This is a genomic window from Halobellus captivus (assembly GCF_007655485.1).
GTDB lineage: Archaea > Halobacteriota > Halobacteria > Halobacteriales > Haloferacaceae > Haloquadratum > Haloquadratum captivum.
The window spans coordinates 107,013-133,203 of the sequence record NZ_VJXQ01000004.1; the positions used below are offsets into that span (position 1 = coordinate 107,013).

At 62.9% G+C, this 26,191-nt stretch carries 27 protein-coding genes; 12 read left to right on the plus strand and 15 right to left on the minus strand.

Going from position 1 to position 26,191, the window contains the following annotated elements; translation table 11 throughout:
• Window positions 1-201: 201 nt before the first annotated feature.
• Window positions 202-678, minus strand: a complete 477-nt coding sequence (locus tag FJT57_RS11900) for a dihydrofolate reductase (RefSeq protein ID WP_144905507.1) — start codon at window positions 676-678, stop codon at window positions 202-204.
• 87 nt (window positions 679-765) lie between these two features.
• On the opposite strand from FJT57_RS11900, the gene FJT57_RS11905 reads away from it, so the two are divergent.
• Both FJT57_RS11905 and FJT57_RS11910 read left to right on the plus strand, forming a co-directional pair.
• Complete coding sequence (locus FJT57_RS11905; RefSeq protein ID WP_144905509.1) at window positions 766-1,095, plus strand: rhodanese-like domain-containing protein; 330 nt, start codon at window positions 766-768, stop codon at window positions 1,093-1,095.
• Between the two features lie 74 nt (window positions 1,096-1,169).
• Window positions 1,170-2,408 carry an MFS transporter gene (locus FJT57_RS11910; protein WP_144905512.1) on the plus strand — a complete coding sequence of 413 codons (1,239 nt, stop codon included), beginning with the start codon at window positions 1,170-1,172 and terminating at the stop codon, window positions 2,406-2,408.
• A gap of 22 nt (window positions 2,409-2,430) precedes the next feature.
• Here the strand turns inward: FJT57_RS11910 and FJT57_RS11915 are convergent, their stop codons facing one another.
• The 4 genes from FJT57_RS11915 to FJT57_RS11930 all read right to left on the minus strand — a co-directional run bounded on the left by FJT57_RS11915 (window position 2,431) and on the right by FJT57_RS11930 (window position 7,435).
• Entirely contained in the window at window positions 2,431-3,555 is a 1,125-nt protein-coding gene (locus FJT57_RS11915) for an MFS transporter (RefSeq protein WP_144905815.1), read from the minus strand.
• Window positions 3,556-3,698: 143 nt separating this feature from the next.
• Window positions 3,699-5,195, minus strand: a complete 1,497-nt coding sequence (locus FJT57_RS11920) for a TrkH family potassium uptake protein (RefSeq protein WP_144905514.1) — start codon at window positions 5,193-5,195, stop codon at window positions 3,699-3,701.
• A 22-nt stretch (window positions 5,196-5,217) separates the two neighbouring features.
• A complete protein-coding gene (locus FJT57_RS11925) occupies window positions 5,218-6,015 on the minus strand; it encodes an SDR family oxidoreductase (protein ID WP_144905516.1) in 798 nt (265 codons plus the stop codon).
• 64 nt (window positions 6,016-6,079) lie between these two features.
• A complete protein-coding gene (locus FJT57_RS11930) occupies window positions 6,080-7,435 on the minus strand; it encodes a hypothetical protein (protein ID WP_144905518.1) in 1,356 nt (451 codons plus the stop codon).
• 87 nt (window positions 7,436-7,522) lie between these two features.
• Between FJT57_RS11930 and FJT57_RS11935 the strand changes: the two genes are divergently transcribed.
• Window positions 7,523-7,831: a cupin domain-containing protein gene (locus FJT57_RS11935; RefSeq protein ID WP_144905520.1), complete on the plus strand. Its 309-nt coding sequence runs from the start codon at window positions 7,523-7,525 to the stop codon at window positions 7,829-7,831.
• A 69-nt stretch (window positions 7,832-7,900) separates the two neighbouring features.
• On the opposite strand, the gene FJT57_RS11940 is transcribed toward FJT57_RS11935, so the two are convergent.
• The 5 genes from FJT57_RS11940 to FJT57_RS11960 all read right to left on the minus strand — a co-directional run bounded on the left by FJT57_RS11940 (window position 7,901) and on the right by FJT57_RS11960 (window position 11,212).
• Window positions 7,901-8,389 carry a thiol-disulfide oxidoreductase DCC family protein gene (locus tag FJT57_RS11940; RefSeq protein ID WP_144905522.1) on the minus strand — a complete coding sequence of 163 codons (489 nt, stop codon included), beginning with the start codon at window positions 8,387-8,389 and terminating at the stop codon, window positions 7,901-7,903.
• Between the two features lies 1 nt (window position 8,390).
• Window positions 8,391-9,101, minus strand: a complete 711-nt coding sequence (locus FJT57_RS11945) for a YqjF family protein (protein WP_144905524.1) — start codon at window positions 9,099-9,101, stop codon at window positions 8,391-8,393.
• Between the two features lie 92 nt (window positions 9,102-9,193).
• Entirely contained in the window at window positions 9,194-10,267 is a 1,074-nt protein-coding gene (gene nirK, locus FJT57_RS11950) for a copper-containing nitrite reductase (RefSeq protein ID WP_144905526.1), read from the minus strand.
• 161 nt (window positions 10,268-10,428) lie between these two features.
• Window positions 10,429-10,698, minus strand: a complete 270-nt coding sequence (locus FJT57_RS11955) for a DUF2249 domain-containing protein (protein ID WP_144905528.1) — start codon at window positions 10,696-10,698, stop codon at window positions 10,429-10,431.
• 154 nt (window positions 10,699-10,852) lie between these two features.
• Window positions 10,853-11,212 (minus strand): hypothetical protein, encoded by a 360-nt coding sequence (locus tag FJT57_RS11960; RefSeq protein ID WP_144905529.1) that lies wholly within the window; start codon window positions 11,210-11,212, stop codon window positions 10,853-10,855.
• A 1,211-nt stretch (window positions 11,213-12,423) separates the two neighbouring features.
• On the opposite strand from FJT57_RS11960, the gene FJT57_RS11965 reads away from it, so the two are divergent.
• Genes FJT57_RS11965 through FJT57_RS11975 form a run of 3 tightly spaced genes read left to right on the plus strand, consistent with a single transcriptional unit; the run spans window position 12,424 to window position 15,931 of the window.
• Window positions 12,424-14,733 carry a NosD domain-containing protein gene (locus FJT57_RS11965; RefSeq protein WP_162524339.1) on the plus strand — a complete coding sequence of 770 codons (2,310 nt, stop codon included), beginning with the start codon at window positions 12,424-12,426 and terminating at the stop codon, window positions 14,731-14,733.
• A gap of 5 nt (window positions 14,734-14,738) precedes the next feature.
• Window positions 14,739-15,404: a hypothetical protein gene (locus FJT57_RS11970; protein ID WP_144905533.1), complete on the plus strand. Its 666-nt coding sequence runs from the start codon at window positions 14,739-14,741 to the stop codon at window positions 15,402-15,404.
• A 20-nt stretch (window positions 15,405-15,424) separates the two neighbouring features.
• The gene (locus tag FJT57_RS11975; RefSeq protein ID WP_162524340.1) at window positions 15,425-15,931 is read left to right on the plus strand and encodes a PGF-pre-PGF domain-containing protein; all 507 of its coding nucleotides are present in this window, start codon (window positions 15,425-15,427) and stop codon (window positions 15,929-15,931) included.
• 396 nt (window positions 15,932-16,327) lie between these two features.
• Here FJT57_RS11975 and FJT57_RS11980 read toward each other — a convergent pair whose 3' ends face one another.
• Both FJT57_RS11980 and FJT57_RS11985 read right to left on the minus strand, forming a co-directional pair.
• The gene (locus FJT57_RS11980) at window positions 16,328-18,610 is read right to left on the minus strand and encodes a nitric-oxide reductase large subunit (RefSeq protein ID WP_144905537.1); all 2,283 of its coding nucleotides are present in this window, start codon (window positions 18,608-18,610) and stop codon (window positions 16,328-16,330) included.
• Window positions 18,611-18,758: 148 nt separating this feature from the next.
• A complete protein-coding gene (locus FJT57_RS11985) occupies window positions 18,759-19,913 on the minus strand; it encodes a multicopper oxidase domain-containing protein (RefSeq protein WP_144905539.1) in 1,155 nt (384 codons plus the stop codon).
• Window positions 19,914-20,204: 291 nt separating this feature from the next.
• On the opposite strand from FJT57_RS11985, the gene FJT57_RS11990 reads away from it, so the two are divergent.
• On the plus strand, window positions 20,205-20,573 hold the full coding sequence (locus FJT57_RS11990; RefSeq protein WP_144905541.1) for a winged helix-turn-helix domain-containing protein: 369 nt from the start codon (window positions 20,205-20,207) through the stop codon (window positions 20,571-20,573).
• Window positions 20,574-20,630: 57 nt separating this feature from the next.
• Here FJT57_RS11990 and FJT57_RS11995 read toward each other — a convergent pair whose 3' ends face one another.
• Window positions 20,631-21,344 (minus strand): halocyanin domain-containing protein, encoded by a 714-nt coding sequence (locus tag FJT57_RS11995; RefSeq protein ID WP_144905543.1) that lies wholly within the window; start codon window positions 21,342-21,344, stop codon window positions 20,631-20,633.
• Window positions 21,345-21,467: 123 nt separating this feature from the next.
• On the opposite strand from FJT57_RS11995, the gene FJT57_RS12000 reads away from it, so the two are divergent.
• Entirely contained in the window at window positions 21,468-22,106 is a 639-nt protein-coding gene (locus FJT57_RS12000; protein WP_144905545.1) for a helix-turn-helix domain-containing protein, read from the plus strand.
• Window positions 22,107-22,143: 37 nt separating this feature from the next.
• Here FJT57_RS12000 and FJT57_RS12005 read toward each other — a convergent pair whose 3' ends face one another.
• The gene (locus FJT57_RS12005) at window positions 22,144-22,653 is read right to left on the minus strand and encodes a hypothetical protein (protein WP_144905547.1); all 510 of its coding nucleotides are present in this window, start codon (window positions 22,651-22,653) and stop codon (window positions 22,144-22,146) included.
• Between the two features lie 256 nt (window positions 22,654-22,909).
• Here FJT57_RS12005 and FJT57_RS12010 point away from each other — a divergent pair, with 256 nt between their 5' ends.
• On the plus strand, window positions 22,910-23,182 hold the full coding sequence (locus FJT57_RS12010) for a DUF7521 family protein (RefSeq protein WP_144905549.1): 273 nt from the start codon (window positions 22,910-22,912) through the stop codon (window positions 23,180-23,182).
• Between the two features lie 162 nt (window positions 23,183-23,344).
• Window positions 23,345-23,578 carry a DUF2249 domain-containing protein gene (locus FJT57_RS12015; RefSeq protein ID WP_144905551.1) on the plus strand — a complete coding sequence of 78 codons (234 nt, stop codon included), beginning with the start codon at window positions 23,345-23,347 and terminating at the stop codon, window positions 23,576-23,578.
• A gap of 105 nt (window positions 23,579-23,683) precedes the next feature.
• Here the strand turns inward: FJT57_RS12015 and FJT57_RS12020 are convergent, their stop codons facing one another.
• Window positions 23,684-24,424: an IclR family transcriptional regulator gene (locus tag FJT57_RS12020; RefSeq protein ID WP_144905553.1), complete on the minus strand. Its 741-nt coding sequence runs from the start codon at window positions 24,422-24,424 to the stop codon at window positions 23,684-23,686.
• 88 nt (window positions 24,425-24,512) lie between these two features.
• Between FJT57_RS12020 and FJT57_RS12025 the strand changes: the two genes are divergently transcribed.
• Window positions 24,513-24,848 carry a CGCGG family putative rSAM-modified RiPP protein gene (locus tag FJT57_RS12025; protein WP_144905555.1) on the plus strand — a complete coding sequence of 112 codons (336 nt, stop codon included), beginning with the start codon at window positions 24,513-24,515 and terminating at the stop codon, window positions 24,846-24,848.
• Window positions 24,849-25,404: 556 nt separating this feature from the next.
• Window positions 25,405-26,040 carry a TetR/AcrR family transcriptional regulator gene (locus tag FJT57_RS12030; protein ID WP_144905557.1) on the plus strand — a complete coding sequence of 212 codons (636 nt, stop codon included), beginning with the start codon at window positions 25,405-25,407 and terminating at the stop codon, window positions 26,038-26,040.
• Window positions 26,041-26,191: the final 151 nt, after the last annotated feature.

Here is a 26,191-nt window from a genome sequence, read left to right on the forward strand (position 1 = left end):
GGGGCGGCCAGCACCTCCGTGATCTGACCGTCGCCCCACGTCGCTTCGCGGTTGTTCGGTACACCGACGTGGGATCGAGGACTGTCGCCGCACTCCGTCAGCGCGACCGCCTCAGCGCGTGCCGACTGTTCGCCAATACGCCGGTTCGCGACTCGCGCGTATCGAGGGCTCGCTTCTCTTACCTTGCTCACACCGCGTCAGTCACCGTCGCACCCACTCCTCGAGGGTGAACCCGTCCCGTTCCTCCGACGACACCAACTCCCACTCCGATTCCTCCCAGGCGGGGTACCGGGCGTCGCCCTCGTACTCGCCCGGGATCCGGCTCAACACCATCCTGTCGACGTGTGGCTGAAAGAGGTCGTAGATCTCCGCCCCACCGAGGATGTACACCGTTTCGGCGCCGAGCGATTCGGCGACAGCGACGGCTTCGTCGACGCCCCCCGCGTGGAACGCCGTTTCGACGTCGTAGTCGCGTTCGGTTCGGCTCAACACGATCTGGTGATCGCCCGGGAGGTCCGCGCGCATCGACTCGAACGTCCGACGGCCGAGGACGACGGGCGCGTCGGCGACGCGTCGACGATACTGCCGTTTGTCGGCGGGGACGCTCTTCCACGGGAGGTCGCCGTCGCGACCGATTACCCCGTTGTCGGCGACCGCAGCCACTGAGACGAGTTCCATCACCGCACGCTACGGTCCGCCGGTACAAAACTGCGCTCTACCACCGCTCCGAAATGCGTTAGTGCGGTGAGCAAGAACGGCAAGCAAATGAGCGTCGCTGAGATCAGCCCAGAGGAGGTCAAGCGAAAACTCGACGAGAACGAGCGCGTACAGATCATCGACATCCGCTCTCCGATGGAGTTCGCGACCGGTCACATCCCCGGCGCGGTGAACGTCCCGATGCACGAGTTGCCGCGGCGTATCGACGAGATCGACTGGGGAGATGACGTCGTCGTCGCGTGCCCGATCGGTCAGTCGTCGATCCAGGCCGCTCGGCTCATCGGCAGTTACGAGGGCGTGAGCGAGACGGCGTCGGTCAAGAGTATGTCCGGTGGCTATCAGGCGTGGACCTACGACCTCGAAGCCGACGACGAGTGACAGCTGTCGTCGACGGGGTCCGCGAGCGCTGATCGCTGCTTTCTATAGTCGGTGGCGAGCAGCGTTCGGTGGTAATGACAGATCGATCTGAGACCGCCCAGCCGGATGACGGGGTGCCGAACCAGTCGGGCGGAACCGACTGGCGAACGGTCGGCCTCGTCGCCGGTGCGAGTCTCATCTCTACCGGACTGGCCGCCTACGAGATCGTTCCCGCGAGCGTGACGCCGCTCATTCAGGAGTCGCTGAACGTCAGTTCGACGGTCGCGGGGCTCCTCGTCAGCATTATGTTCGGCACGGCGGTCGTCGCGAGTCTACCCGCGGGGGCGCTGCTCGACCGCACGGACACGAGGCGAATGATGGCGCTCGCCGTGCTCGCGCTCTTCGTCGCCGGAATCTGGGGCTGGATCGCCGGACAGCGCGGCAGCTACTGGTCGGTGATAGCCTCGCGAGCGGTCGGCGGCATCGCCTACGTCGTCGTCTGGAACGCCGGGATCGACATCGTCAGCCGGGCCGTAAGCGCCGACCACCGCGCGACCGCGGTCGGCATCTTCACCGCCAGCGGCCCGGTCGGGTTCGCGATCGGGCAGGCAACTGGCCCCCTCATCGCGGCGCGGTACGGCTGGCCCGCGATCTTCCTGGCATTCACCGGCGTCGCGCTCGCCGGGCTTCTCCTCTTCTGGCCGACGAGTCGCGGGCTGGGGCAGGCCCGCGGCGATGCGCCCTCGTTCGTCGATTTCACGTCCGTCCTCGGCAACAGAACGGTCTGGCTGGTCGGGTCTCTGGGGTTTCTCAGTTACGCGCTGTATCTCTTCATCAACACCTGGGGGTCGTCGTACCTGACGCAAGAAATAGGGCTTTCGCTCGCAGTTAGCGGCGCGTTAGTCGCGGTCTTCCCGGCGGTCGGCGTGCTCTCGCGGATCAGCAGCGGACTCCTCTCGGACCGGGTGTTCGACGGCCGTCGGCAGCCCGTGTTGCTCGGATCGTTCGCCCTCGCTGCGCCCCTCGTGTTGGTGTTCACCCACCTCGGCTCGGTGTGGCTGCTCGTCGGCGTGCTCTTGGTATCCGGCTTCGCGATCCAGCTCACGCTCGGTCTCTCGTTCACCTACGTCCGCGAAGTCGTCGATCCGCACGTCGCCGCCACCGCGGTCGCGTTCCAGACCAGCGTCGGGCTCGCGGGCGCCTTTCTCTCCCCTATCGCCGGGGGCGCGGTGGTCGATAGCGCCGGATTCGACACCGCCTTCTTCCTCGTGGGATTGCTCGCGGTCGGTGGGTTCGTACTCGCGTGGCGCGCGCCCGAGCCGACGGCCGGGTAGGCTCGTCGGTGACTATCGATGATCACTCGGCGCGATACAACAGCCCTCCCGCGAACAACAAGCAGACGACGAATCCGCTGAACGCGACGTCATAGGTTGCGTACGTGGCGACGATCCCGACGTAGGCCGGTCCCAGTGCGTTCGCGCTGAGAAAGATGGCCCGAGCGGCGCCGAGGTCAGCGCCCATTCCCTCCGCTGGCGCGCCGTCGAGGATGATCGCGTCCGCCAGCGGGAAGCCCGCTTTATAGCCGAGTGCGAGGACCGCGATCGAGATCCAGATCGCGAGGTTCGAGGTGACGACGACGAGCGCGACAAGCGAAACCGCGGCCACGAGGAGCCCCGTGACGGCGATGCCCCGCCGAGAGAAGCGGTCACCGAGCGTTCCGGCGGCGGGTTTCACCGCGAAGCCGACGGCGAACACGATGGCGAACGTCAGGCCCGCGAGACTGGCCGAAAACCCCTTCGATTGCGCGAGGTACGCCGGTGCGAAATTGATGAATCCGCCGACCATAAAGTAAAACAGCGAAAACGCGGCGATCGTTTCGCGCTGCCGAGCGCTCTGAAGCAGCCGTCCCACCGTGCTCCGGAGTTCCAACGACGTGTCGCCGACGCGGTACGGTTCCCGCGTCATCGACGCGTAAACGGCTGTGAGCACTCCGAGGGCGAGGGCGACCGGGAAGAACGGCGTCCGCCACGTCGCGTACGTGAGGGCGAGTACGGCGATCCCCGAGGAGACGAGCCCGCCGAGGTCGGTTCCGGCGGCGTAGATTCCGAGCGCGCGTCCCCGTTTCGCGGTGAATAGATCGGAGAGTAAAGCCCGCGAAGGGATCGCGAACAGCCCCTTGCCGATCCCGACGACCGTCGCCGCGACGAGAAACATCGCGAGACCGGTCGTCAGCCCGAGGAGAGCGAACCCCACAGCGAGTATGAGGAGTCCGGGGACGATGAGCGTCGTCCGGTTCCACCGATCCGAGTACTCTCCGCTCGGATACTGGACGAGCGCGTACGATCCCTGGAAGATTGCGAGGGCGATTCCGGCCGTCGCCTCGGTGATCCCCAGATCGGCGATGATCGTGGGGAGGAGCGGCGAGAGGAGATACCGCCCCGTCTGCAGCAGCGCCCACCCCACCGAGACGGTAACGAGCATCCGCCGCGCGTACCGCGTCGTCTCCGTCGTCGCTCCGGTCGATGTCGTCGAGGCCGTCACGTTCGGCGGTCGGTTCCGGACCGTAACGTGGGTTCCGATTCACGGTGACGATATGTGCCGACATCGAGGGCGAGTCTATCCCCTCATGACCGCCAAAACGAGGGCGTCAAGAGCACGAGCACGGGGATGATCTCGATTCGACCAAGCCACATCAAGAACACCATCACGAGTTTCGTCGACGTCGGGAACGGCTCGTAACTGGCGAGCGGACCGGCAATACCGAACGCGGGGCCGACGTTGAAGAACGTCGCCGCGACGGCGCTCATCGCCTCGAACTCGGTGACCGCCACCTGGACGCGTGAGGCGTCGATCACGACGAACACCGTGCCGATGATGAAGAACACGAGGCTCACCAGCGTGTAGGCGTAGATGTCTCGGATGGTCTCCTCGTCGACGACCCGTCCGCTCAGCCGGACTGGACGGATCGCGCTCGGCGTCGTCGCCACGAAGAGGTCCCTGCGGAACGCCTTGATCACGACGAGCCAGCGGAGGGCCTTGATCGAACAGGTTGTACTCCCGGCCATTCCGCCGGTGAACATCGCGACGAAGAGCAGGTGCTTCGCCGCGGGCGACCAGAGGTCGAAGTCGACGCTGGCGTAGCCCGTCGTCGTGACGATCGAGACGACCTGAAACAGCGAGTGGCGAATCGTTTCCTCGGCGGTGAGCGTGGGTGAAGCGCTGGTGAAGAGCACAGCCGCGGTTCCGGCGGTAAACACGCCCAGAATAGCGAGATAGAACCGGAATTCGTCGCTCCGGCGCAACCGCGAGAAATCTCCCTGGAGGACGAAGTACAGGAGGATAAAACTCGTCGCGCCGAGCGCCATAAACGGAATGACGGCCCACTGCACCGCCGGAGAGAACGCGGCCAGACTGTCGCCGCGAGGCGAGAAGCCGCTCGTCGAGACGGCGGTGAAGGCGTGTGCGACGGCGTCGAAGGGCGTCATCTCGGGGGCCAGACCGACGACCCGGAGTCCGATGAGTACGAGGATCATCAGCGCCGTCAGACCCACGTACAGCTTCCATAGGAGTGCGGCCGTCTCGGAGATACGCGGTGTTAGCTTGTTCAGATCCTGTGTCTGCGTTTCAGTCTCCATCAGCTGTGCGCCACCGACGGACAGTTGTGACAGCAGCGCCGTCGCCAGCACCAAGATACCGAGGCCGCCGAGCCACTGCAGCGTCGACCGCCAGAGGTGGATGGCGCGAGAGTGCGCCTCGAAATCGACGATCACGGTTGCACCCGTCGTCGTGATCCCGCTCATACTCTCGAAGAGGGCGTTGGTCGGCGTGGCCAACGTGCCGTTTCCGGCGATGAGGAACGGAACGGTCCCCACGAGCGCGATGCTCAGCCACGTGAGCGCGACCATCAGGAACGCCTCTCTGGCCTGCAGGTCTCGCGTTTCCGGTAACCGTTCGAGCCCCGCGCCCACCGCCGCGGTGGCGATCATCGGCACGAGAAACGGAGTGACCGGCGTACCGTCGTAGAAGGCGAGGGCGAGCGGCAGCGAGAGCGGGACCCACAGCCACTTGAGGACTGTCCCCACGAGGCCGACGCTGACACGCCAGTCGACGCGAAGCGTCATTGACGGCCTGTTTGCATCCGGCTCATAGGTTCGACGCGCTCTCTCCGCCGTCGATCGGAACCGCGACACCCGAGAGATACGCCGACAGCGGCGAGGAGAGGAAGGCGACCGTCCGCCCCAACTCCATCGGGTCGCCGATGCGACCGACGGGGATGTCACCGGCCCACTCCGTGATCCCGGCTTCGTAGGAGTCGTATTTCCCCGTGCGAACGCCCTCCTCCACCAACGTCTCCACGCGGGGCGTCTCGTGGGTCCCCGGAAGCACCGCGTTCGCGCGAACGTCGGGGGCGAGTTCCTTCGAGAGCGTCTTCTCCAGGCCGACCACGCCCGCTCGAACGGCGTTCGAGAGGACGAGATCGTCCACCGCCTCCTTCACGCTCACCGACGCTATCGTCACGATCGTCCCGTGATCGGAGTCTCTGAGGTGCGGCGCTGCGGCTCTGGCCGTTCTGACGACGCTCATTACGAGCAGGTCGAACGCGTCGTACCACTCCTCGTCGGTCGTTTCGAGAAACGGCTTCGCGGGCGGCCCGCCCGCGGACGTGACGAGGTGGTCGAGCGCGCCGAACTCCTCGACGGTCCGGGAGACGAGCGACTCGATCGCGTCGGCGTCGGTCAGATCCGCGGCGTGTCCGATGACGGTGGCGCTTTCGGCCGCGTGAGCGCGAACGTCGTCGACGGCGGCCGCGAGTCGGTCCTCGTCCCGGCCGTTCATCACGACGTTCGCCCCCTCAGCGGCGAGTGCGCGCGCCGAGGCCTTCCCCAGGCCGCTACTCGACGCGGTCACCAGGGCCGCGTTGTCGTCGATCGCGAGATCCATACTCGTGGATGTCCCGGCGGGGACAAAAGCGTTGACAGTATCCTGGTTCGTCGTCACGCAAGCCCTATTTTTCAGATGGATCCGTCTCGGGACGATCCAGTCCCGGAAGCACCGCCCGCGGGCTGTGACGACGGATCGTCAGCCCCAAGTTGACCGCGAAGACGCCGAAACCGAACGTCGAGAGCACTCCACCGAGGAGCGTTGTCATCGACGCCGTGCCAGCGTCGACACCGGCACTCCCCATTGTCTCCGCGGCGACGAGCGCCGCGCCACCGACGGACAGCGCGAGGAAGTCGATCCGCGCGAGCCGGTCGTCGTAGAGGTCGTCGATCATCGGGACCGGTTCGAACCCCAGACGGTCGCTGTAGCGGTGCACCCAGACGATGAACGGGACGACGTGGTACAGGGTCCCGGCGACGACGAAACCGACGACGCCGAAGAGCAGGAGATGGACGCCCGCGGGGGCGCCGAAGGTCGCTGTCGGGTCAAGGGGAGCGGCGTACCAGGTCGGAAGCGTCAGCGCCGCCCACGCGACCGCCGCGACCGCGACGACGCCGTAGCGGCGAAGCATCGGGGTCCAGTCGACGCTCGTTTCGAGTACCCGCCGTCCGAGAACGACCCCCACCGCGGCGACACCGAAGACGACAAGGAGCGCACCGACGCGAGCCGCGGGCGCGTAGTCGAACAGCCGCCCGGCGGCGAGCGCGACCACCCCGACCGGATAGCCGACGGTTTCGATCCGTCGGAGGTGGATATCGATCCCGTGGAGCTCCGTCTGGGTGAACATCGTTCCGAGTTGGTAGAGCGCGCCGAAGACCGTCGTCAGAACCGCCCCGAACACCGCGAGCGTCGCGTGCGAACTGCGCAGCGTCGATTGCGTGATCGAAAGATCCGCGAGGACCGGTCGAACGTAGCCAACTGCGAGGACGAACCCGAACAGCGTCACGAGCAGAAAGAATCCGAGCGCCATCGCGAAATGTCGCTCGGTCACGTCCCACGGGCGGACCCCGAGAAGCGTTCGCCCCACGTTGTAGAGGAAGATCCAGAACCCGGTGAGCATCACCAAACCGAACCCGGGCAGCCATACGTAGAACCCGCCGAGGAGACAGCCCGCGAATCCTGCGAGACCGAAGGCGACAGTCCACAGTTGGATCCTCGACAGCCGTCGCGAGTGCAGCGTCGTCCCCGACCAGACGGGCACGAACTGCGTCATCGCCCCCATTATCGTGAGACAGACCCAGCCGACGAGCGAGAGATGCACGTGGGCGAGCGGAGCCTGCCCGGGGAGTACGTCGAACGGCGAGAGGACGCCGACCACGACGCCTCCGAGGAGATACCCGAGCGCGACGACGAAGTGTCGCAGCGGGATCGCCATCGGCGGTTGCGTGTCCGTCTCGATGTCGGCGGGAATCGCGCCCATACCCGACCTAACGGAGCCACGATCCTGGGTGTACACCCGAATATGTTCGCAGGTATCGTTAGGCGAATCGGCGGTCTCGGTTCGGATATGACGACAATAGCGCAGCTTCACGAACTCGACGGTGAGACGCACGCGAACGTGTTTCCAACCTCGGAGCCGAAGACCGTGCGGCTCACGCTCGAAGAAGGCGAGCGCGTCGATCCGCACCGCCACCCCGGCAGAGACATCGTGTGCTATCTGCTGGACGGCGCGATCGACCTCGAACTCGACGGCGAGACGCATTCGTTGGAGGCGGGCGATATCGCCCGCTTCGAGGGCGAGCGAGAGATCTCACCGATCGCTCGGGAGTCGAGTACGGCGCTGCTCGTTCTCGCTCGACGGCCGGATCAGGAGTGACGGAAGGACGTTCGAAAACGGACGAGCGCCGAGCGAAACGGGAGATGAGGTGGACTGTCAGGTGAGCAATCAGTCGAGAAACCGATCGCTGACGTCTTCGTCGGGGATCATACACTGCTCCTTCCGGCCGAACCAGTCGTATCGGTTGTCGGCGATGAACTCGTAGAGCCGATCTCGGATCGGTCGCGGAACCACGCGGCCGATACGGAGAAGACGGTACGGCCAGCCGAGCAGTTCGGCGATCCGGATCGCCGCGTCCGACTTCGTGTGCGCGCTGTCGCCCTCGACGAGGACGATCGTTTCCAACTCCTCAATCGGGAGGCCGTGGTCGGCGAGAAGCGCTTTGCCCGCCGCAGACTGTAACGGCGCGAACCGCAGTCGGCCGTTGGGGTCGCGTGGGAGCAGAAACCCCACGACGCCGTTACAGAGGTTGCAGACCCCGTCGAACAGGACCACGGGATTGTCGACCGGACGCGTCTCGTCGGTTGGTGGCGTCTCGTCGCTCGATCGTTCCTCGTCGCTCGGTCTCCCTCTGTCGGCCTCGTGATCAGTCACCATCTCACTGATCCTCCCCGCTCCGCGCGACCCGCTGGCTTCGCTCGGCCACGACATCCAGCCCCTGACTGTAGTAGTACACCGGTTCCTGTTCGGGGCGTTCGAATCCGTCCGCGCGCAGGAGCGTGTCGGTCCCGACGCTCGCGTCCGCGGGATACACCGTCCACGGCTCGTGGCTCACGTCTGTGTACCGCAGCGAGCCGTCGGGTGCCTCGGTATAGAACCGGTAGCGTTCGACGAGAAACTCCGCCAGCGGGTCCGTGGGGGCCGCGAACGGTTCGCCCGTCGGCCAGTAGGTTGCGTCGTACGCGGCGGGACGGGAGCCCGGGTGGCGGCGACGACTCCTGAATTCGACTCTGCCGTCCGTCCGCTCCAGTGAGATCCGAGCGTAATAGTACGGTAAGTGGTGGAACAGCCGCGCGCCAACGACGCTCGCGAGGCCCTGTGCGTCGAGGCTGAAGAAGTAGACGCTCGGCACGCCGTCGCGGGTGACGTACGTCCGGACGTTGATCTCGGGGAGCCGGACGCCGAGCACCTCGGGAACGCCTCTCGGCCTGACGGCGACGTTCGTGAACGGAATCACGGAAAGCCACGCCGACCCGTCGTGCTCGTCAGGATCCAACGCTGCGGGGAGGTGAGCGGCTATCAGCTCCGGATCGACCGGCCAGTTCTCGAACAACAGCTGCCGCCACCCCATCTCCAGCGGGATCACCATACGCGTTCTCGGCGCTTCGCGGTGAAGTAGTTTTGGCGCTTATGGGGTTGTGAAACGCCAGTCCCCCGGAAGACTCGCTCGCTGCGATGTGATCAGGCGGGTTCGGGATCGAAGATCGCCGGGCGATCTTCACCCTCCGCGCGGACGACCGCCATACATCCCTTGCGGGCGACCCGCGAGAGCGAGTGGTCCACGAGCTTGAAGTCGCCGGGGACCGGCGAGTTCATCGTCGCGATCGTCGTGCTCCCCGGCGGGACCTCCCTCGTCTGGATGTGGGTCTGTGGGTCCGTGCTGAGCGAGCCGTCCGGATAGAGCGTCTCCCAGACGCTGCCGATCGGATGGAAGCTACTCGCGAGGTTCGGGCCGCCGTCGACGAAGAACACCCGCACGGTCTCGTCGGTACCGGCCGTCACCGCGGGGCCGCGTCCCGCTGGCGTCCACGCATACTTCTCGCCGTTCATCAGCACGTACGTCGGTTCTTCCGCCCGCATCGAGGCCATATCGAACTGGTGGTGACCCCCCTCACCCGCCGACCGGTTCGTGTAGAGTTCGTGCTGGCCGATGTAGATCTCGTGGTCCACCTCGGGCATGCCTTCGGGCGGTTCGACGAGGATGATGCCGAACATCCCGGCGCTGATGTGCATATCCATATTGGCGACGGCGCAGTGGTAGATGTACGCGCCGGGGTAGGTCGCCCGAAATCGGAGTTCGACCGACTCGCCCGGTGCCGTCATCGTCGCCTCCGCGCCGCCGCCGGGTCCGGCGACCGCGTGGAAGTCGACGTTGTGCGGGAGCGAGTTCGCCTCGTCGTTCTCGAACGTCAGGTTCACCGTGTCCCCCTGACGCACGCGGATGAACGGCCCCGGAACCTGCCCGTTGTACGTCATATACGTGAACGTGACGCCTTCCTCGACCTCGGCGGTCATCTCCTCCGAGCGGAGCGTCACGTCCACCTCCGCGGGCGAGTCTCGATCGATTGGATCCGGGATGTCGGTCGGATCGGCGGCGATCCTGTCGACGTCCACCGGCTTCGTTCCTGCCCCCTCCGTCGTTCGCGCTGCCGTCGATTGGTTCGCCGTCGGCGCGTTGCTAGCGCAGCCAGCGAGCGATGCAGCCCCCCCGAGGCCGAGGGCCTTGAGCGTCCGTCGACGAGTCGTAGCGAGCATTTGCCTTCATCCTCCAGTTGGACGGACGAATCCGATCCGGGTATAACGGGACACCGATTACTTCTCCGATGTACACCGGGCGAACATATTCCGGAGGATATGTAACGCTACCTCCGGGAAAGAATGGAAAATTGATCACCCATCGACGGAGAAGAGAGAAATCATTCCGATGCGGGTCGCCAGATCGCCGTGACCACGCCCTCGTCGGTCTCGACCGTCTGGTACGCAATGCCCTGCTCGTCGAGTTTCGGGAACAGAAACTGCGGGACTCGGTCGTTGAGTTGGACGAAGACGTGGGCGTCGTCGAGTTCGGCGAGCCGATTCATCGTTCGCTGTAGCGGCTCCGGCGGCGGGAGTTCCCGCGCGTCTAGGAAGTCGATAGCGCGGTCGGACGGTACGTCGAGTTCCGTGAGGTGCGCCTCTACGTTCATACGTACTACCCGACGGCTGCCGATCGTAGGAATTCGACGCCGAACCTGTTCGGCCGGTATCGGCGAACAAGACGGCGACTCCCGTACCGAGGCCGACTGTTGCGGCCCCGATTACCGCGTCCCCGACTCGTCGCGTTCGTGCTCCCCAGCGATCTCACACGCCCGGAATTCCGATCGCCTCGAAGCCGCCGATTCCGATGACGGCGAGGGCGTAGAGGATGATGACTGTCGCGATCCACGCGATTAGGGCGATCAGGACTGCCTTGACCCACCCGCCGGGGTATCGGTAGTTTATCACGGCGACGTAGGCGACGAGCACCAGTATCGGGCCGAGAAGCGGGATCCAGCCGAACAGAAATCCCACGACCGCCCAGATGATCGCTCCAATCAACGCGGTCACGATCGCGTACGTGTAGTCCGCGTCACCCGTGATGACGCGCGCACCGACGTAAATTCCCAGTCCACCGACAAGCAGACTGACGACGAACACGATTGCGGAGTCAATGAGTGCCATACCGCCTATTTCCGGCGAGAGGTGTATTGTTAGCACTTATGTACCGAAGGAAACCCACATTTTCGACAGTCTTACGCGATTACTCGGTAATCGGTTGCTCTGATTTCGGCGAGATCTCGTCGCTGAGTCCGAGATCAGACGCCCTATTTCACGTTTGTCGCTGTCGAGGAGTCCTCGAGTATCACATCGGAAGTATCGTACCTGGTCTGAGACGTTCATCATCCCGTCTGACGAGCACGCGCAGCGGGTATCCGATTATCAGGCACTATTGACGTTCTCAGCCAGTGCTCGTTTTCATCTTTCCAATCGCTCAGTTCAGGCTGTTCACGAACCGGTCACTTTGGTGGGTCGACGTGGATGGCGGGGAGGCGCCGATCCGTGCAGAAGCCGTCGCGCTCAGACCGGATTTCTCGAACGATCCGACGCGCATCCCGATTGGTACCGGAGGGGTTTTGTAGCGGTACCAGAGAGAGGAAGATAGACGGCACGGTCAGACAGCCACCTTTCAACTCACGTGGTTTCCACGTGTGCTTTCCGCTGCCTGACCTACCCCGTCACTCTACTACCGAAGAGCGACCGCTATTCCAGATATAGACGCACCGAACCGAGAGCGTCAGGTTTGCGGGTCCGTTCTCTCGGCTGATTTACCGAAAGGGGAGTGAACTCAAGATTATCGAATGGGTCAATACAGAGGATACATACATCAGATAGTTCGCCACAGGCGAGGAAGTTATGGCGGTGCCTTCGCCTCAGAGTAGTCATCAATCACACTATTATCTAGAGAATATTATGGATCGCTATATCCGTCGTTGGACGAAACTCCTTTTGCGCACTTATCGTGAAAAATCAGACCAGCCAAACATCCAATGCAGCCACGACAGAGGGCTCAAAATAAGTAAATTCTCACCAACATTCGAATGGCACAGTCTTCGACTTGATTCCAATTGCATTTCTTCTCACACCGTCAAAAAAGTATGAATATCAGTACATTTATTATATCATACGATAGTGACAGATCTTATGTCACACGATAGTGGACAGGCTCGTTTTCGCGGGGTCGCAGGCAGTGGGGGGATGAATACTCACTTACTCGGGTTCCACGACGGAATACGCATCTCGAGAAAAACGGGCGTAATGCGGGTCAAAACGGGCAGATGACCACCGATAGTTCACAGTTCGAGACATTCCGTTCGATCGCTTTTTCGGTGGTAATGATCCTCGCCATCATCGCCATCGGAACTGTCGGATCTAGTGGCGTGGCTGCAGCCGAGACGGAGATCACTAGCTGTACAGATATCACCACGTCCGGCACGTACGTCCTCGGAGCGGACCTCGAGAAGGACCAGACAGGCAACGGCGACGCCTGCATCGAGATCACCGCGGACGATGTGCACCTCGACGGGCAAGGGCACGCGATCACGGGTGGCGACCCCATCGAAAATCCGAACTACGGTATCCACGTTAACGGTTCGACGAACGTGACGGTCACCGACGTGACAGTCGATGGGTGGGACGAGATCGGTCACGGGATTAGAGCCGACGGGGCGACGGACGTCACCTTCCGGGACGTCACTGCATCGAACAACTCGTACGGGGTATCGGTGCTTCGGACCGATGGCTTCACGGTGGAGAACGTCCGTGCGGTGGAGAACAACCGGGCCGGATTGCAGGCGTACAACTCCACGATGGGGGTCTTCCGGGACGTAGAAGCGGTGGACAACTCCGACGGCATTGATGGCTTCTATGGCCTCCGAGTGGTCGACGAGTCGTCAGACGTCCTGGTCGAGAACGCGACCGTCACGGGGACCGGAAACAACGGAGACGGTATCAAGGTCAGCTGGCATGTCCTCTCGAACGTGACCATCCGTGACGCGACCGTCCTCGATAACGACGGTGCCGGGCTGCACATCGAGTCCAACAAGGTCGATATCGAGAACGTCACTGCGCGTAGCAACAATTGGTCCTTCGTTATGGAGGAGGGCTTCGAAACCGACGGCCCGGCCCAAGTCGAGGGACTGGACATCGGCGATTCGACCGCGCCGAACACCACGCTGGACTTCGAGGCCTGGAACGTCCGGGTACGTGGAAACTCCACGCCCCCGCCTCACTCCTCTGTGGTCGGTCTCGGACGGTACTTCGAGGTCGAGGAGATCGGCGACGGCTACATCGACACAACCGTCGACTTCGACGAGGCGGACCTCGGTCGCGTCAGCTCCGTAATGTTGGACCTCTACCGGTTCGACGGGACCGGGTGGAACAGGAACGATAATTCTGACATCGATACCGGGGCACTGACGGTGACTGCAAACTTCACCGAACCGGGTACCATCGGCATCTTCGGGTTCCCTCCAGTCGCGTCGTACGAGGTGTCACTGGTCAACGAGACCATCGCCCAGGGGGAGCCTCTAGAGGCCGAACTCACGAACGTTATTGGCACTAAGGGCAATCCCCACGAAAATTACACGACCATCGAGTTCGAGCTGCCGAACGGGTCGACCGTCTACGCCGGAACGTCGGTCGACGACGGCGAGGGCGTGCACAATCTGACGGTGCTGGACGGAAGCGAAACCGAAAATATCGAGCCCGGCACGTACACCGGCCTCGAGTCCAACCTCATCGATGAGGACTTCATCAACGACACCTACGATCTGACGGTGAAGGAACCGTCTTTTAAGGTCGATTCGGAACTTGCCGGTGTGGTCTCCGACGATAGCGGGATGGAGGTCAACGCGACCTGGCTACCAGTCCAAGATGGCGGGGCGACCCTCTCGGTCGCTGGCCAGGAGATCCCGGTCGCCGTTGAGAACCACAACGTCTCCACCACCGTCGACCTCTCCGAGCACCTCGACCCGGAGACAGCGACCGGCTCGACACCCATCGAACTCGGTATCGATATGGGTACCTGGCAATTCAGCCGAACTGACGAAGTCCGCCTCGTCCACGAGGCGCACGACCTCGAGGAAGGCTATACCCGCTGGTCGATTCCACAACCCGCTGAAGTGTACGTCTCCGATGGCGTCGTAGATCTGACCCAGTGGCGCAACGCCGAGACGTCATACGACGATGTGAGCTTCGATGTCAACACGGAGGAGACGGTCACGGATGGCGAGGACCTTCATAAGGGACTGTATGTCAACGCTGACACGCCAGACGAGCGCATCGGCTACGACTTTGTGACGCCCGGCGAGGAAGGGCTTTCACCGGGTGGCGCAGAGACCATCGACGAGGGCTGGCACCTGCTGAGTTCGAATTACGACGTCAGTTCCGGCAACCAGACGTTGAACCTCGATCTCAACACGGTGTCGAGTCTGCCAGCGACCCCGACTGATTATGAGGGCGATGAAGGTATGGTGGCCCACGATCCGAGCACGTTCGTCCGCATCGGTGGCGATGACGTGGTCGATCCCTATGACACCTACTGGGTGTACGTCGATCTCGGCGTAGACGGTGAGACCCGCGCGATCAGTGCTGCCGAGTACGACCCGGCAGAACGAAAAGAAATCCTCGACGGGGAAAGCTAACTAAGATGGCCAACGCCAGAAACGGATCCATACGGACGGGAATGCAGCTCGGCCTGATCGCGGTCCTCACCGCAACCGGAGGGATCCTCGGAGTCGCGGGAGTCGTGGCGGGCGCACCCGGAGAGCCAATCTCGTTCTACGGGGAGGCGACGGACGCCGATGGCGATTCTGCGGGCGTGGGAACGGTTATCGTTGCCGTGGTCGACGGCGGTGTAGTCGATAGCATCACCGTCACAGAATCGGGGATATACGCCAACGATAGCCCGACGGCCGAGAAGCTCCGAACCCACACGAACGCCGGTGGGACGGTGACCTTCCACGTTGGCAGTGCGGATGGTCCGCAGGCCGATGAGACCCACAATATCGGTGAGTCTGGCGTCTTCGAACTGGATCTGACCTTCCCGGCCGGAACGTTTGCCGCCGAATCAGACGACTCGGAATCATCTGACGGAGGCGGTGACAGTCCGGGTGGGCCCGGTGGTGGCGAAGGCGGTGCGGCTGGACCGGGTGGCGGTTTGGGTACACCCACGACCGAGGCTCCCCAGTCGGATGAAGGAACTCAACAACGCGTCACCGAAGACCTCGTTGACAGCGACTCCACCGAACCGGGCGTGCAGGTGCCGATAAATGGTGGCCCAGTTGAGGAACTCTCATTCGATGAGAGGGGTTAGACGGGATGGGAGAAGTTAGCGTGACGACGCAGGAAACCGCTCCTCCGGGTGTGACAGACGAGTTGGATCCCGACAGCGTCGTCGTCTCCGTGGAGATAACCGTCCCCGCGGCCGCCGAAGATTTGCCAGCCCGAATCCGGTTCAGGATAACGACTGACGAACTCGGTGAGCGTGAGCTCGACTCGCTGCGGGTCGTTCGAGTGGTTGACGGTCAGAATCAGGAGCTACCGACGGAAGTGAGCGAAGCACCTGACGGCAACTACGTGATAGAAGCCGACACCCCGGGTTTTTCAACATTTGCGGTGGTTTCCGTCAACGACAACACTGCCCCCAGCGGGGGTACCGCTTCCCCGACGACTCAGACGCCGACACCATCCTCGCCACAGATTTCTGAAGCGACGCCGTCGAACGAGCCTGATACGGAAACGCGGACCGAATCTTCCAGTGGGGTACCTGGATTCGGGCCTGTGATCACTACTCTCGCAATAATCGTTGCGGGACTCGTCGCGCACAGTCGAGAAATATGAGCTGACGAAATTCGCTGCTGTCAATCTAGTCCAGGTGGATACGCAGAGTGTGAGTACAACCAGTCGGAAGTAGCCGTTGGTAGTCGACACATCGTTACCCATCCTAACCCGGATGAGAGCGACGTCGAATCGAGAACTACAGATCAACTACTGAGTGAGTCGAGAGGTCAGCATCCGGCGACCGAGCGGCTCGTAGAGCCCGGTAGGTCGCCGGTCCACTCGCCGAAGACGAAGTCAAGAGCCGACCAACGGGAGACTTGCAGTGCTTTTCGTCCTGCTTTTGCCGAGGACCGGCTTCGCCGGTCCGCAGCGCAAAAGCTGAGTATGCACGTCTACCGAACGCTTGTTCCCCGACCGACTGTTTCTAAAAAACGTTAAGCGGTCCGATACTCACTCTCAGTCGTCGCTCAATATCCCCTCTGCGACGGCCATATCCTCCACAGACGGATCGTCCTCCGAGCGCCGGAGGACGAACCGTTTTCTCAGTAGGTCGGCCGCGTAAATCGCGGTTCCGAGGATGATGAGCGTGTCGCCGGGCAGCCGCGCCCAGAACAGCGTCTGCACGATCGGCTGATTGTAGAAGGCGAGGCCCCGTCCGGCCGCGTAGCCCTGCGTGAACACGGCTTCCAACTGGAGGAACCCGACCGGGAGGACGGAGACGAACACCATCAGCGCGAGGCCGACGTTCCAACACCAGAAGGCGGCGCGGAGCCACGAGCCGTCCCAGCGGTCGGGGTCGATCGAGAGTTGAAGCATATACGTGACCATTCCCAGCGCGAGGAAGCCGAACGCGCCGAACATCGCGGCGTGGGCGTGGCCGACAGTGAGGTACGTCCCGTGCTCGTAGTAGTTGATGAGCGGGAGGTTGATGAAGAAGCCGAGGACGCCCGCGCCGACGAAGTTCCAGACGCCGCTGGCGACGATGAACAGGAACGGGAGTCGGTAGGGGAACTCGTCGACGGTCATCGCGCTGTACTGGCCGAGCGCCTCGTAGAGGATGAACACCAGCGGGATGAGTTCGAGCGTCGAGAAGACGCTCCCGATCGGTATCCACATATCCGGCATCCCGACCCACCAGTAGTGATGCGAAACTCCGATTACGCCGGTGCCCATCACGAGCAACGCCTGTAGCATCACGGCCTTCTCGGCGCTGCGTCGCGAGAGGAGGTTCATCGAGACGAGCGTGAGTCCGATGATGGCCACGATGAAGAACTCGAAGGCACCCTCGACCCACATGTGGACGACCCACCAGCGCCAGAACTCGGTGACGGCGATGTTGGTCGAGGGCGTGAAGAGGAATCCGGCCGCGAACAACAGCGCGATCGACCCGCCAGCGTAGAGGATCATGTGTGCGAGGCCGTAGATCGGTTCACGATCGAGCAGCGGCTTGAGGCCTCGGACCGCCAACACGGCCCAGACACCGAAGCCAGCGAGGATGCCGAACTGCCAGATCTTCCCGACTTCCAGGTACTCGAGCCCCTCGTTGCCGAGGAGCCACCAGAGCTGATCGCCGAAGTAGCCGTTCGATCCCAGCCAGATCCCGGCCAGACCACCGACAACGACGACGACGATCGCACCGAGGAGGCCGTTCACGTACGTCGACTGGTTGGACGGCTCGTGGCCGGTCAGGAGCGGGGGAAGGAACAGTCCAGCGCCGAGCCAGGTCGCCGCGATCCAGAGGATCCCGAGGTCGATGTGCCACGTCTTCGCGATGGCGAACGGGAGCAGTTGGAGGATGTGCACGCCAAAGATCTCCTCGATGCCGAAGAACCCGGCGCGCTCGATGTAGAAGTGCGCGAGCAACCCTCCCAACAGGACTTGTGCGAGGAACAGCCCGGCCGCGACGGGGATGAACCGAAGCGCGGCGCGTTGGCTCGGGAAGACGCTCACGTCGCCCGGCTGGGGAACCGAGATTCCCGCGGCCTCTGGTTCGGGTAGTTCGACCGAACGGTACAGCCAGATTCCGGCCCCGGCACCAGCGACGAGCAGCACCATCGCGATGACGCTCCAGGTCATCGCGGCGGGCGTCGCGTCGTTACCCGCACCTGGTTGGTACGGCCAGTCGTTGGTGTAGGAGTGCGAACTCCCCGGACGGTCGGTGTGAGAGAACCACGCGGTCCACATCGCGAAGTCCGCGAACTGGCGAGCATCGGACTCGGAGTCGATCATTCCGGCCCCGACTCCGCGCTCGTGAGAGCCCTCGTGATACCGCTGGACGTACTCTTGACGCATCTGCTCGTGTGCGTATAGCTCGGCGGCGGAGTACTGGATCGATCCGCCGTCGTGGGACTGATCTAAGTCCTGCTTGACGACGTCGGCAATCGCGGCTTGGCGCTCAGAGGAGAGGTCGCCGTAGGCCGCGCCGTACCGCTCCTCCGCGTAGTAGTCGCGCATATGCCGCACTTTCAATTCGAGCGCGTCGGCGGTGTAGTCGACGCCGTAGTACGCGCCGTTACCCAGGATCGAGCCGTGGTTCATCAGGCCGTTCCGCTGGAACGTCCGCTTTCCGTCCCGAATCTCTTGGCCGGTGACGACGACGTCTCCGTCGGGTCCGACCACCTCCTCGGGGATCGGCGGCGCTTCCTGGTAGGCGAACCACGCCCCCGTGCCCATCACGACGAGATTGAAGATGAACACGACGGCGATTACTTTCGCGATCGTCTTTCGTCGTATCTGCATACGGGCGGTCGTACGGACGACCCCCAAAAGAACGTCCGAGCCCGTTCCCGAGCCGAATCATCGGAGACGAATATGTTCGTCCACGAGTGCGACTCGGTACCCGCGGGGTCGGTGTCCACGTTGTCGGCTCGACGAGTGAAATTTCGCTCTATCCTTCGTATCCAGCGTACTCCATCAGCTGTGCGAAGATATCGGTGTCCATCACGCTCTCGTAGACGACGCCGCCGAGCATCCCGCCCGGGTAGAAGCCGCCGTTCATCACGTGGTTCACCTTGTGGCAGTGCAGCAGGTAGATACCCGGTTCCGCGTCGGCGGTGAACTCGATCGTGTGCCGCTCGGCCGGAGCGATGTTCGTGATGTCCATCTCGTGTCTCGCGGCCTCGGGGATCACCCCACCGTCCTTCTCGGTCCGCTCGAAGCGGTGGTTGTGGATGTGCAGCGGGTGACTCATATACCCGTTGTTGGCGAAGTGGATCCGCACCTGGTCTCCTTCGCTGACGATGACGGGTGAACCATCCTCCGGGTGAAGGGTTCGAGGCGCGCTCTTTCCGTTGATCGTGAAGATGTCGGGATTTCGATTTCGAGGATCGTAGCTCACGTCCTCGCCCGCCATCTGTCGCGGCAGTCTCGAATCCCAGTCCTTGACGGTCATGAAGTACTCTCGGTCGGCTGGCTCGTAGCCCTCCGGGTCCACCCGGAAGATGCCGTACATCCCCATCTCGATGTGTCGGTGCGTCTGGTAGTGGCAGTGATACAGGTGGGTGCCGGGCACGTTCGCGGGAATGGTGTACGTGTGCTTCTCGCCGGGGTCGACCCGGATTCCCGTCGTCGTCGGCACGCCGTCGTCCTTCCACGCCTTGCGGACGCCGTGGAAGTGCAGCGTGTGCGGCCGCATCCCTCCCGTGTTGTCGAGCGTCACCTCCATATCGTTGCCTTCGGTCGTTCGGAGAATCGGTCCGGGGACGCTCGGGTCGCCGTCGTCGGCCTGGAACGCCCACACCTGCGGGATGTTCACCGGGCCGCCCATCGTTTCCAGCGGGTGCGCGGAGTGGCGCGCGGGCATTGATTTCAGGGTGACTGACCCGCCCTGCTCGTCGACGTTGACGACCTCCGGGGGGCTCGTCGACGGAAGGGACTCGTCCTGCGCCGCTGCTGCGCCTGAGCCACCCTGGAGAGCGGTCTGCGTCCGGTCGCTCGTGGGTGCCGTACAACCAGCCACGCCGAGGACTCCCGCACTCCCAGTGGCCGCGAGGAACTCTCGGCGAGACATCGTCGAACCGGGTGCACCTACGTAGTTGCTCATTACAGTTTCCTCTCGGGGTGTGTAGCCCGTATAAGCTCGGCGCGGTTCCAAGGTTCTGAGAGCTCCTCGAACATATTCGGGGAAGCGCGGACCCGGACTGGTCGGAAAGGGGGCACCGACGGATGAACGGGTGGAGGCAGAACGCGACTGGAGCCGGTAGCCGGAGTCGAAGCGAGAGAGCGAGATCGAGCCGAGATAACCACACAACCGAGCGGTGGGAACGGAGCGTTTACAATCGGCCACACCCGAGGGGCGTATCGAACCGCGACGACTGGGAGAATACACACTGAAATGGCTTCGAATCCACTGTCTGATGCGCTCGAACCCGATTTCGAGACGGTCTTCGATGCCCTGACCAGCGAGCGGTGTCGCGACGTCCTTCGCGCGCTCGATCACGGGATGACGGCTGCAGAAATCGCCGACGTGTGTGAACTCCCCCGTTCGACGGCGTATCAGAAACTCGAATCGATGGTCGAAGCGGGTCTGCTCCGGAAGCAGCAGCGTGAAGACGCCGCGCGGTATGCAATCGATTTCGAGGAGGTTGTCGTCTCCAGACGGAACGGCGAGTTGGAACTCACGGTCACGCCGTCATCGCGGTCGGCGGCCGATCAACTCTCCGACCTCTGGGGAGAGGTCAGAGCCGAGGCGAGTACGGAGTAGCGTCGGGGTTGGACGAGCTCATCAGCCACGCTTCACATCTGTTGGGGCAGTCGAACCTCACTCGTCTCGGCGTTCGTTGATCCAGAGGAACGCACCGAACAGCCCCGGTGAGGCCAACGCGGCGGCGAAGACTCCGCCGAGCGCAAGACCCCCGAGGTTCCGCGTCCTCGAATCACCGAACGGCGCCGCGACCGCTTCCTCGCCCCCGTCGTTGTCGCCGTCCCCTCCGCTTTCACCGCCGCCACTTCCCCCACCATCGCTGCTCCCACCGCTACCGCTTTCGCCGACGACGACGGCCCCCTTCATCCCCATCGGTTCGTGGGGCGTGCACGAGTACGTGAAGGTACCCTCGCTCTCGAACGTGTATTCGAAGGTGTGATCGGCGGCGTCGACGAGGTCAGACTCGAACGCTCCGTCGGTCTCCACGACGTTGTGAGAGCCGCCCCCTCCGGTCCAGGTCCACGTGACCGTCGTTCCCGGCGAGACACGGATCGCGGCGGGCCCGAAGCCGAACGCGCCGTCGTTCGCGTCGACGCCGACTTCGACGGTTATCGCGTCGCTATCGGTCCCATCGACGACGCCGTCGTAGTTGGAGGTGTTCTCGAACCACGACTCCAGATCTGCTTCCGACGACTGCGCGCCAACGCTGACAGACGCGCCGCCGAGAAGCGTCCCTGCGGCCGCGGCGCCGCCGAGCGCGCGAAGCGCACCGCGACGCGAGATCGTACGTCCGTCGGCACCGTCTGCCACGTTGGTGTCCGTAGTGGTCATAGTACATTCGGATGGTGAGTGCCCGCGGAAAAACGCGGCTCGTCACTTCCCGAATGGGCAGGAAACGCCCGAACATATTCGCGGGTACTTTACTCCCGGCGCTCGTACAACCTCGTATCACCGATGCCCCAAGCAACGCTCTCTCTCACGCTTCCCGAACAGGTCTGGGTCTCGGCGCTCTCGACGGAGTACCCCGACGCCGAATTCACCGTCCTCGCGGCGATGCCCGCGGGCGACACCGGCGTCGGTCTCGTCGAGATCACCGCTTCGGACATCGAACCGATCGTGACGACCATCGACGGCTACGAGACCGTGACCTCGGTGACGATTCTCGAGGCGCAGGCAGAGCGAGCGCTCGTGCAGTTCGAGACCACGGAGCCGCTGTTGATCCAGTCGCTGAGCGCGGCCGGGATCCCGCTGGAGCTCCCGATCACGATCGTCGACGGCGAGGTGACGGTCGAACTGACCGCACCGCGGGAGAAACTCTCGGAGCTCGGGACGCTGCTCGAACAGTTCGGAATCCCGTTCGACCTCGTTTCGATCACGCAGTCGATCGACACGCAGTCGCTTCTCACGGACGAACAGTACGAGCTTCTCGAGGAGGCGGCCGAGCGCGGTTACTACGACACGCCGCGGACCTGCACCCTCACGGACTTAGCGGAGGCGATCGGACTCGCCAAATCGACGACGAGCGAGAAGCTCCACCGCGCCGAGGGAAAAGTGATCAAAGAGTTCATCTCTCGCGACGAAGAGTCGGAGTGAGGGATTCGCCCGCCGAGAGGGCTATCGTTTCTCGCCGTTACTCGCGCCGGAGGAGGACGCCGAGTACTGCAACGAGACAGATTTCACCGGCCTTCGATGCGGCGGCCCATGGGTCCGTCGAGAGGTGTGAAATCACGTTTTCAAGCGGTGTAACGTCGTGAAGAAGCGGTTCGCGTCCAGGCAGAAATCCGCCGTGACCGGTGAAGTGCCACGCGAAGTAGCCGACGATGTATATCACGCCCAGTGCGATCCCGGCGACGTAGTACGGCTTTCGATCCGGGGCGTTCCGACTGAGCGACACGCCGACGAACAGCGCCATCCCGGAGGCCACGAACGCGGCCGGGCGGGGGTCGAACTGGAGTGCGGCGGGATTCTCGTACAACAACGCGAAGAGCGCCAACACACCGTGGTCCGGGTGGGCGAGATGCAGGGCGGCGACGGCCAACGCCAACGCGACACCGAGATACTGGAGTCGTCGGTGAGAGACGATCTCGTCTGACGCTCCTCTCGAATCAGAGTGAGCGGGGCGGGACTCGTCGGTGGACATTATCCGCGATACGACGACCAGGTACTCAACAGTCACGGTCCTGTCGTCCGGGACGGACTGACGCCCGGGATGTGGTTCCGAGACTAACGAACGTCGGATGCCAGCAACCGTCCCAAGACGAGTATGGGGACGAATACGTTCGGGGGGATTGTCAGGGGATTCGACAGAGTACGGGCGGCTACGATGACGCAGAGATCCTTTCGAAACACTGTGGAGGAACGAGACGAATGAACGTCGTACAGGAGGGACGAGACGAATGACCGTCACGCCGATCGCCGTCGCACTGAAGACGATGACGCTGCTTCTGGGCGGGGCGATCACCCTCTATTCGTTCCGTGCGTTTCGTCGGACCGGCTCGGCCGCACTCCGTGCGCTGACTGCCGGGTTCGGCGTCGTCACCGTCGGCGCGATCGTCGCGGGAGTCGTCGACCAACTCTCAACGCTCGACCCCGGCGTCGCGCTCGTCGTCGAGAGCCTCTTCACGACGATCGGGTTCGCCGTCATACTGTACTCGCTGTACGTCGAGTAGCACCGTCGAAAACACGCTGTCCACTTTCTCACGACCGCGCCCTGGCGAAAATCGAATCGACCGCCTGGATCGGACGCTCTCGGGAGATCGTATCGAATACGAAACATTCCGACGAACATATTCGGGCAAAACGATTCGTCGATCCGCCGGTGAGTTTGTCGTATGGCAGCGACGACACTTGACCTCAGGGACGTCCCACCGGCTGATCGACACCCGAAAATTCACGACACCTTCGAATCGCTCGCGAGCGGTGAAACGCTCGAACTCATCAACGACCACGAACCAAAACCGCTGTTCTACGAGATGCAGGCGGAGGTCGCCTCGTTCGACGCCGACGGATACGAGGTCGAACGACGGGGGCCGGGTGAGTTCGTCGCTCTGCTCCCGAAAAAGTAGTGCGATTTGGCGGTTCGCCGATCGGTAGTCGAGTCACCCGAACATTACGGACCACGCAACACACCACCGATCAGAGCGAGGGGATCCGTGTGGTGACAGAAACCATCAGTTTATGTGCGCCGTTAATTGATCGCGCGTTCGATTGACGGCGTCAGACAACGCATCGAGCGCCTCTTCGCGGTCGTCGTCGGTCAGTTCTTCCGACGAGCTCGACACGGCAAACGATCCATAGACGGTGTTGTCGACGACCACAGGCATTCCGATGGCGGAGATTCCGGAGATGATTTCCCCCTGGTTCATCGCGTAGCCGCGGGATCTGATAGACTCCAGTTCCTTCTGGAGGTCGACAGACGCAAACGGTTCGTCGTCGTCGTTCGATTCCAGAATGTCTGCGACACGCGAGGGAGGGAGGTGAGCCAGAATCGCCTTGCCCGCGGCCGTTTTCGTGATCGACGACCAACTTCCGACCAATATGTCTGGGTTGTGAGTCGGGTTCGCACCAGCACCGTTGACGAAGATGAGTTTCCCACCCTCCTCGACTGCGGCCCACGCGGTTTTCACGGTTCGGTCGGCGAGCGTTTGTAACGGCCTCCGAGACGCCCGGTAGAACGGTTCGCGAGATTTCACTCCGACTCCGATGTGGAACCACTGATGAGAGAGTCGGTACGTCCCGTCGTCGTTGATCGCGTAGCCGAGGGCTGCGAGGGTTTGCAGGTGCCGGTGCGCGGTGCTCTTCGTGAGATCGAGCCGATCTGCGGTCTCCGTAACCCCCATCGGCCCCGTTTCCACCAGCGATTCGACAATTCGAAAGAGCGTTTCGTCCGCTCCCACGAAATTGCTGGACATATTCCAGGGACGGTAGACGCCGCGATAAAGTCACCGTTAGAATATGTTCGGGATGCGCGTTATATGCGTTCAGCGGGTATTCGAACGTATGACGACAGATTCGAAAGCGGATACGGCTGCCGCGAGCGACGCTCACGACGTCGACGCTGCCCCCGTGACCGACCGCACGCACGACAACTCCTGGTCCGCGAATTTAGAGGGTCCAGAACACGCCGCTGACCGATCGCTCGTCGTCGATCAAGCGGTCTCGGCGATTGAACACACGGCCCCCGGAAATCACGTCAACCTCGTCACCCACGGCGATCACGGACACCCTGAGACGTACCTCTACGGGGCGCTCGATGACGCCTACGGCGACGATATCGACTGGGAGTACGTCGATCAGTGCGGTTGCGGCGGTCACGTGGTCCGCGTGGATGTCTGACCGACCGATCCCGGTCGGGATCGAACTGGTCGGGTATACGGATTACGGAGCGGAGTCCAACGGAATGTCATAGGAGATCCTCGGTAGCCGCTCGGTCGCACGAACAGTCGACGAACGACGCGTGTGATCGGATCGTTCCGCCCGTGGAACGGGCTATCTGCGTACTACGAATACGACCTCGTGCGGGTCCGCGTTCACCCGATGCATCGAAACGCTGTGAAATCAACGACGAGTTAGCGGCGCTGGAACCTCGGTTCCGCGAGACGGACGAGGAACCGGACGCCGGGGTCTCGATCACTGACAGTGGTGATCGCACATTCCCATAAATTTCCGCCGGGGGGTACAGCGGGGATCCAGAACCCGGATCCGCGTTTCAGGATGTGATTCACTGTGAAGCGCTCGTCCGGATGCCGTTACGACGTGTTTTCTCCCGTTCTGGCTCGTCTATTTGACCGTTCCAACCGCAAAGACTTCACAGTGTGCAGAGGAGCGGTGAGACCGAACAGCTTTTGACTGACCGAACAGTCAGTTTCGACAACAAAATGGAGCCTTTCGAATGAGTGCGGACACGGCGACGGGGATTCTACACGCCACGCACGACGCACTGTGCAAGCACGGGTACGCGGAGGTGACGATGCAGGATATCGCCGACGAAACCGATCTCTGTAAGGCATCGCTTCACTACCACTACGACGGCAAACACGATCTCCTGGTGGCCTATCTGGACCACCTTTACGAACGGTTCACCGATCGGCTCACCGAACCGGCGGGGGAGACGGCAGCAGATCGGTTGTACAACCTCATCGACACGTTCATCGTCGACCGTCAGGACGCCCCCGCATTTCAGACAGCACTGCTGGAAATCAAGGCGCAGTCACCGTACGACGAGGCGTTTCGGAATCGCCTGGAGCGATTCGACGACGCGTTCGTCCGAGAAGTTCGTGGCATCGTCGAGGATGGCATCGAGGAGGGCACCTTCGACGGCGACGTCGACCCTGACGCCGTCGCGTCATTTCTGACGACGTTCGTCAACGGCGTCCAAACGAGACACGTCGGAGTCGGCCACGCCCCCGAAACGTCCGCGACAGTGCTCCGCGCGTATATCGGCGATACGCTCTGTACAGATTTGGCGACCGATGAGACAGCCACATCGAGAACGACGTCGGAAGGAGTTAGGGGCACAACTGAATGAGGCTTCGAGACCGGATCGGCTCGATGTTCAAGGGGCCGGACGAACTGAACCTGACGAGCGGTAGGATCGGTCGTCCGCTGTTCTACCTCTCGCTGCCCATCGTCATCACGAATCTCCTCCAGACGGCGTACAACCTCGCGGACACGTTCTG

Excerpts from the sequence above, each read along its gene's own strand:
- FJT57_RS11900 (WP_144905507.1), bottom strand. The coding sequence starts at position 678 with ATGGAACTCGTCTCAGTGGCTGCGGTCGCCGACAACGGGGTAATCGGT.
- FJT57_RS11905 (WP_144905509.1), top strand. The coding sequence starts at position 766 with ATGAGCGTCGCTGAGATCAGCCCAGAGGAGGTCAAGCGAAAACTCGAC.
- FJT57_RS11910 (WP_144905512.1), top strand. The coding sequence starts at position 1,170 with ATGACAGATCGATCTGAGACCGCCCAGCCGGATGACGGGGTGCCGAAC.
- FJT57_RS11915 (WP_144905815.1), bottom strand. The coding sequence starts at position 3,555 with ATGCTCGTTACCGTCTCGGTGGGGTGGGCGCTGCTGCAGACGGGGCGG.
- FJT57_RS11920 (WP_144905514.1), bottom strand. The coding sequence starts at position 5,195 with ATGACGCTTCGCGTCGACTGGCGTGTCAGCGTCGGCCTCGTGGGGACA.
- FJT57_RS11925 (WP_144905516.1), bottom strand. The coding sequence starts at position 6,015 with ATGGATCTCGCGATCGACGACAACGCGGCCCTGGTGACCGCGTCGAGT.
- FJT57_RS11930 (WP_144905518.1), bottom strand. The coding sequence starts at position 7,435 with ATGGGCGCGATTCCCGCCGACATCGAGACGGACACGCAACCGCCGATG.
- FJT57_RS11935 (WP_144905520.1), top strand. The coding sequence starts at position 7,523 with ATGACGACAATAGCGCAGCTTCACGAACTCGACGGTGAGACGCACGCG.
- FJT57_RS11940 (WP_144905522.1), bottom strand. The coding sequence starts at position 8,389 with ATGGTGACTGATCACGAGGCCGACAGAGGGAGACCGAGCGACGAGGAA.
- FJT57_RS11945 (WP_144905524.1), bottom strand. The coding sequence starts at position 9,101 with ATGGTGATCCCGCTGGAGATGGGGTGGCGGCAGCTGTTGTTCGAGAAC.
- nirK (WP_144905526.1), bottom strand. The coding sequence starts at position 10,267 with ATGCTCGCTACGACTCGTCGACGGACGCTCAAGGCCCTCGGCCTCGGG.
- FJT57_RS11955 (WP_144905528.1), bottom strand. The coding sequence starts at position 10,698 with ATGAACGTAGAGGCGCACCTCACGGAACTCGACGTACCGTCCGACCGC.
- FJT57_RS11960 (WP_144905529.1), bottom strand. The coding sequence starts at position 11,212 with ATGGCACTCATTGACTCCGCAATCGTGTTCGTCGTCAGTCTGCTTGTC.
- FJT57_RS11965 (WP_162524339.1), top strand. The coding sequence starts at position 12,424 with ATGATCCTCGCCATCATCGCCATCGGAACTGTCGGATCTAGTGGCGTG.
- FJT57_RS11970 (WP_144905533.1), top strand. The coding sequence starts at position 14,739 with ATGGCCAACGCCAGAAACGGATCCATACGGACGGGAATGCAGCTCGGC.
- FJT57_RS11980 (WP_144905537.1), bottom strand. The coding sequence starts at position 18,610 with ATGCAGATACGACGAAAGACGATCGCGAAAGTAATCGCCGTCGTGTTC.
- FJT57_RS11985 (WP_144905539.1), bottom strand. The coding sequence starts at position 19,913 with ATGAGCAACTACGTAGGTGCACCCGGTTCGACGATGTCTCGCCGAGAG.
- FJT57_RS11990 (WP_144905541.1), top strand. The coding sequence starts at position 20,205 with ATGGCTTCGAATCCACTGTCTGATGCGCTCGAACCCGATTTCGAGACG.
- FJT57_RS11995 (WP_144905543.1), bottom strand. The coding sequence starts at position 21,344 with ATGACCACTACGGACACCAACGTGGCAGACGGTGCCGACGGACGTACG.
- FJT57_RS12000 (WP_144905545.1), top strand. The coding sequence starts at position 21,468 with ATGCCCCAAGCAACGCTCTCTCTCACGCTTCCCGAACAGGTCTGGGTC.
- FJT57_RS12005 (WP_144905547.1), bottom strand. The coding sequence starts at position 22,653 with ATGTCCACCGACGAGTCCCGCCCCGCTCACTCTGATTCGAGAGGAGCG.
- FJT57_RS12010 (WP_144905549.1), top strand. The coding sequence starts at position 22,910 with ATGACCGTCACGCCGATCGCCGTCGCACTGAAGACGATGACGCTGCTT.
- FJT57_RS12015 (WP_144905551.1), top strand. The coding sequence starts at position 23,345 with ATGGCAGCGACGACACTTGACCTCAGGGACGTCCCACCGGCTGATCGA.
- FJT57_RS12020 (WP_144905553.1), bottom strand. The coding sequence starts at position 24,424 with ATGTCCAGCAATTTCGTGGGAGCGGACGAAACGCTCTTTCGAATTGTC.
- FJT57_RS12025 (WP_144905555.1), top strand. The coding sequence starts at position 24,513 with ATGACGACAGATTCGAAAGCGGATACGGCTGCCGCGAGCGACGCTCAC.
- FJT57_RS12030 (WP_144905557.1), top strand. The coding sequence starts at position 25,405 with ATGAGTGCGGACACGGCGACGGGGATTCTACACGCCACGCACGACGCA.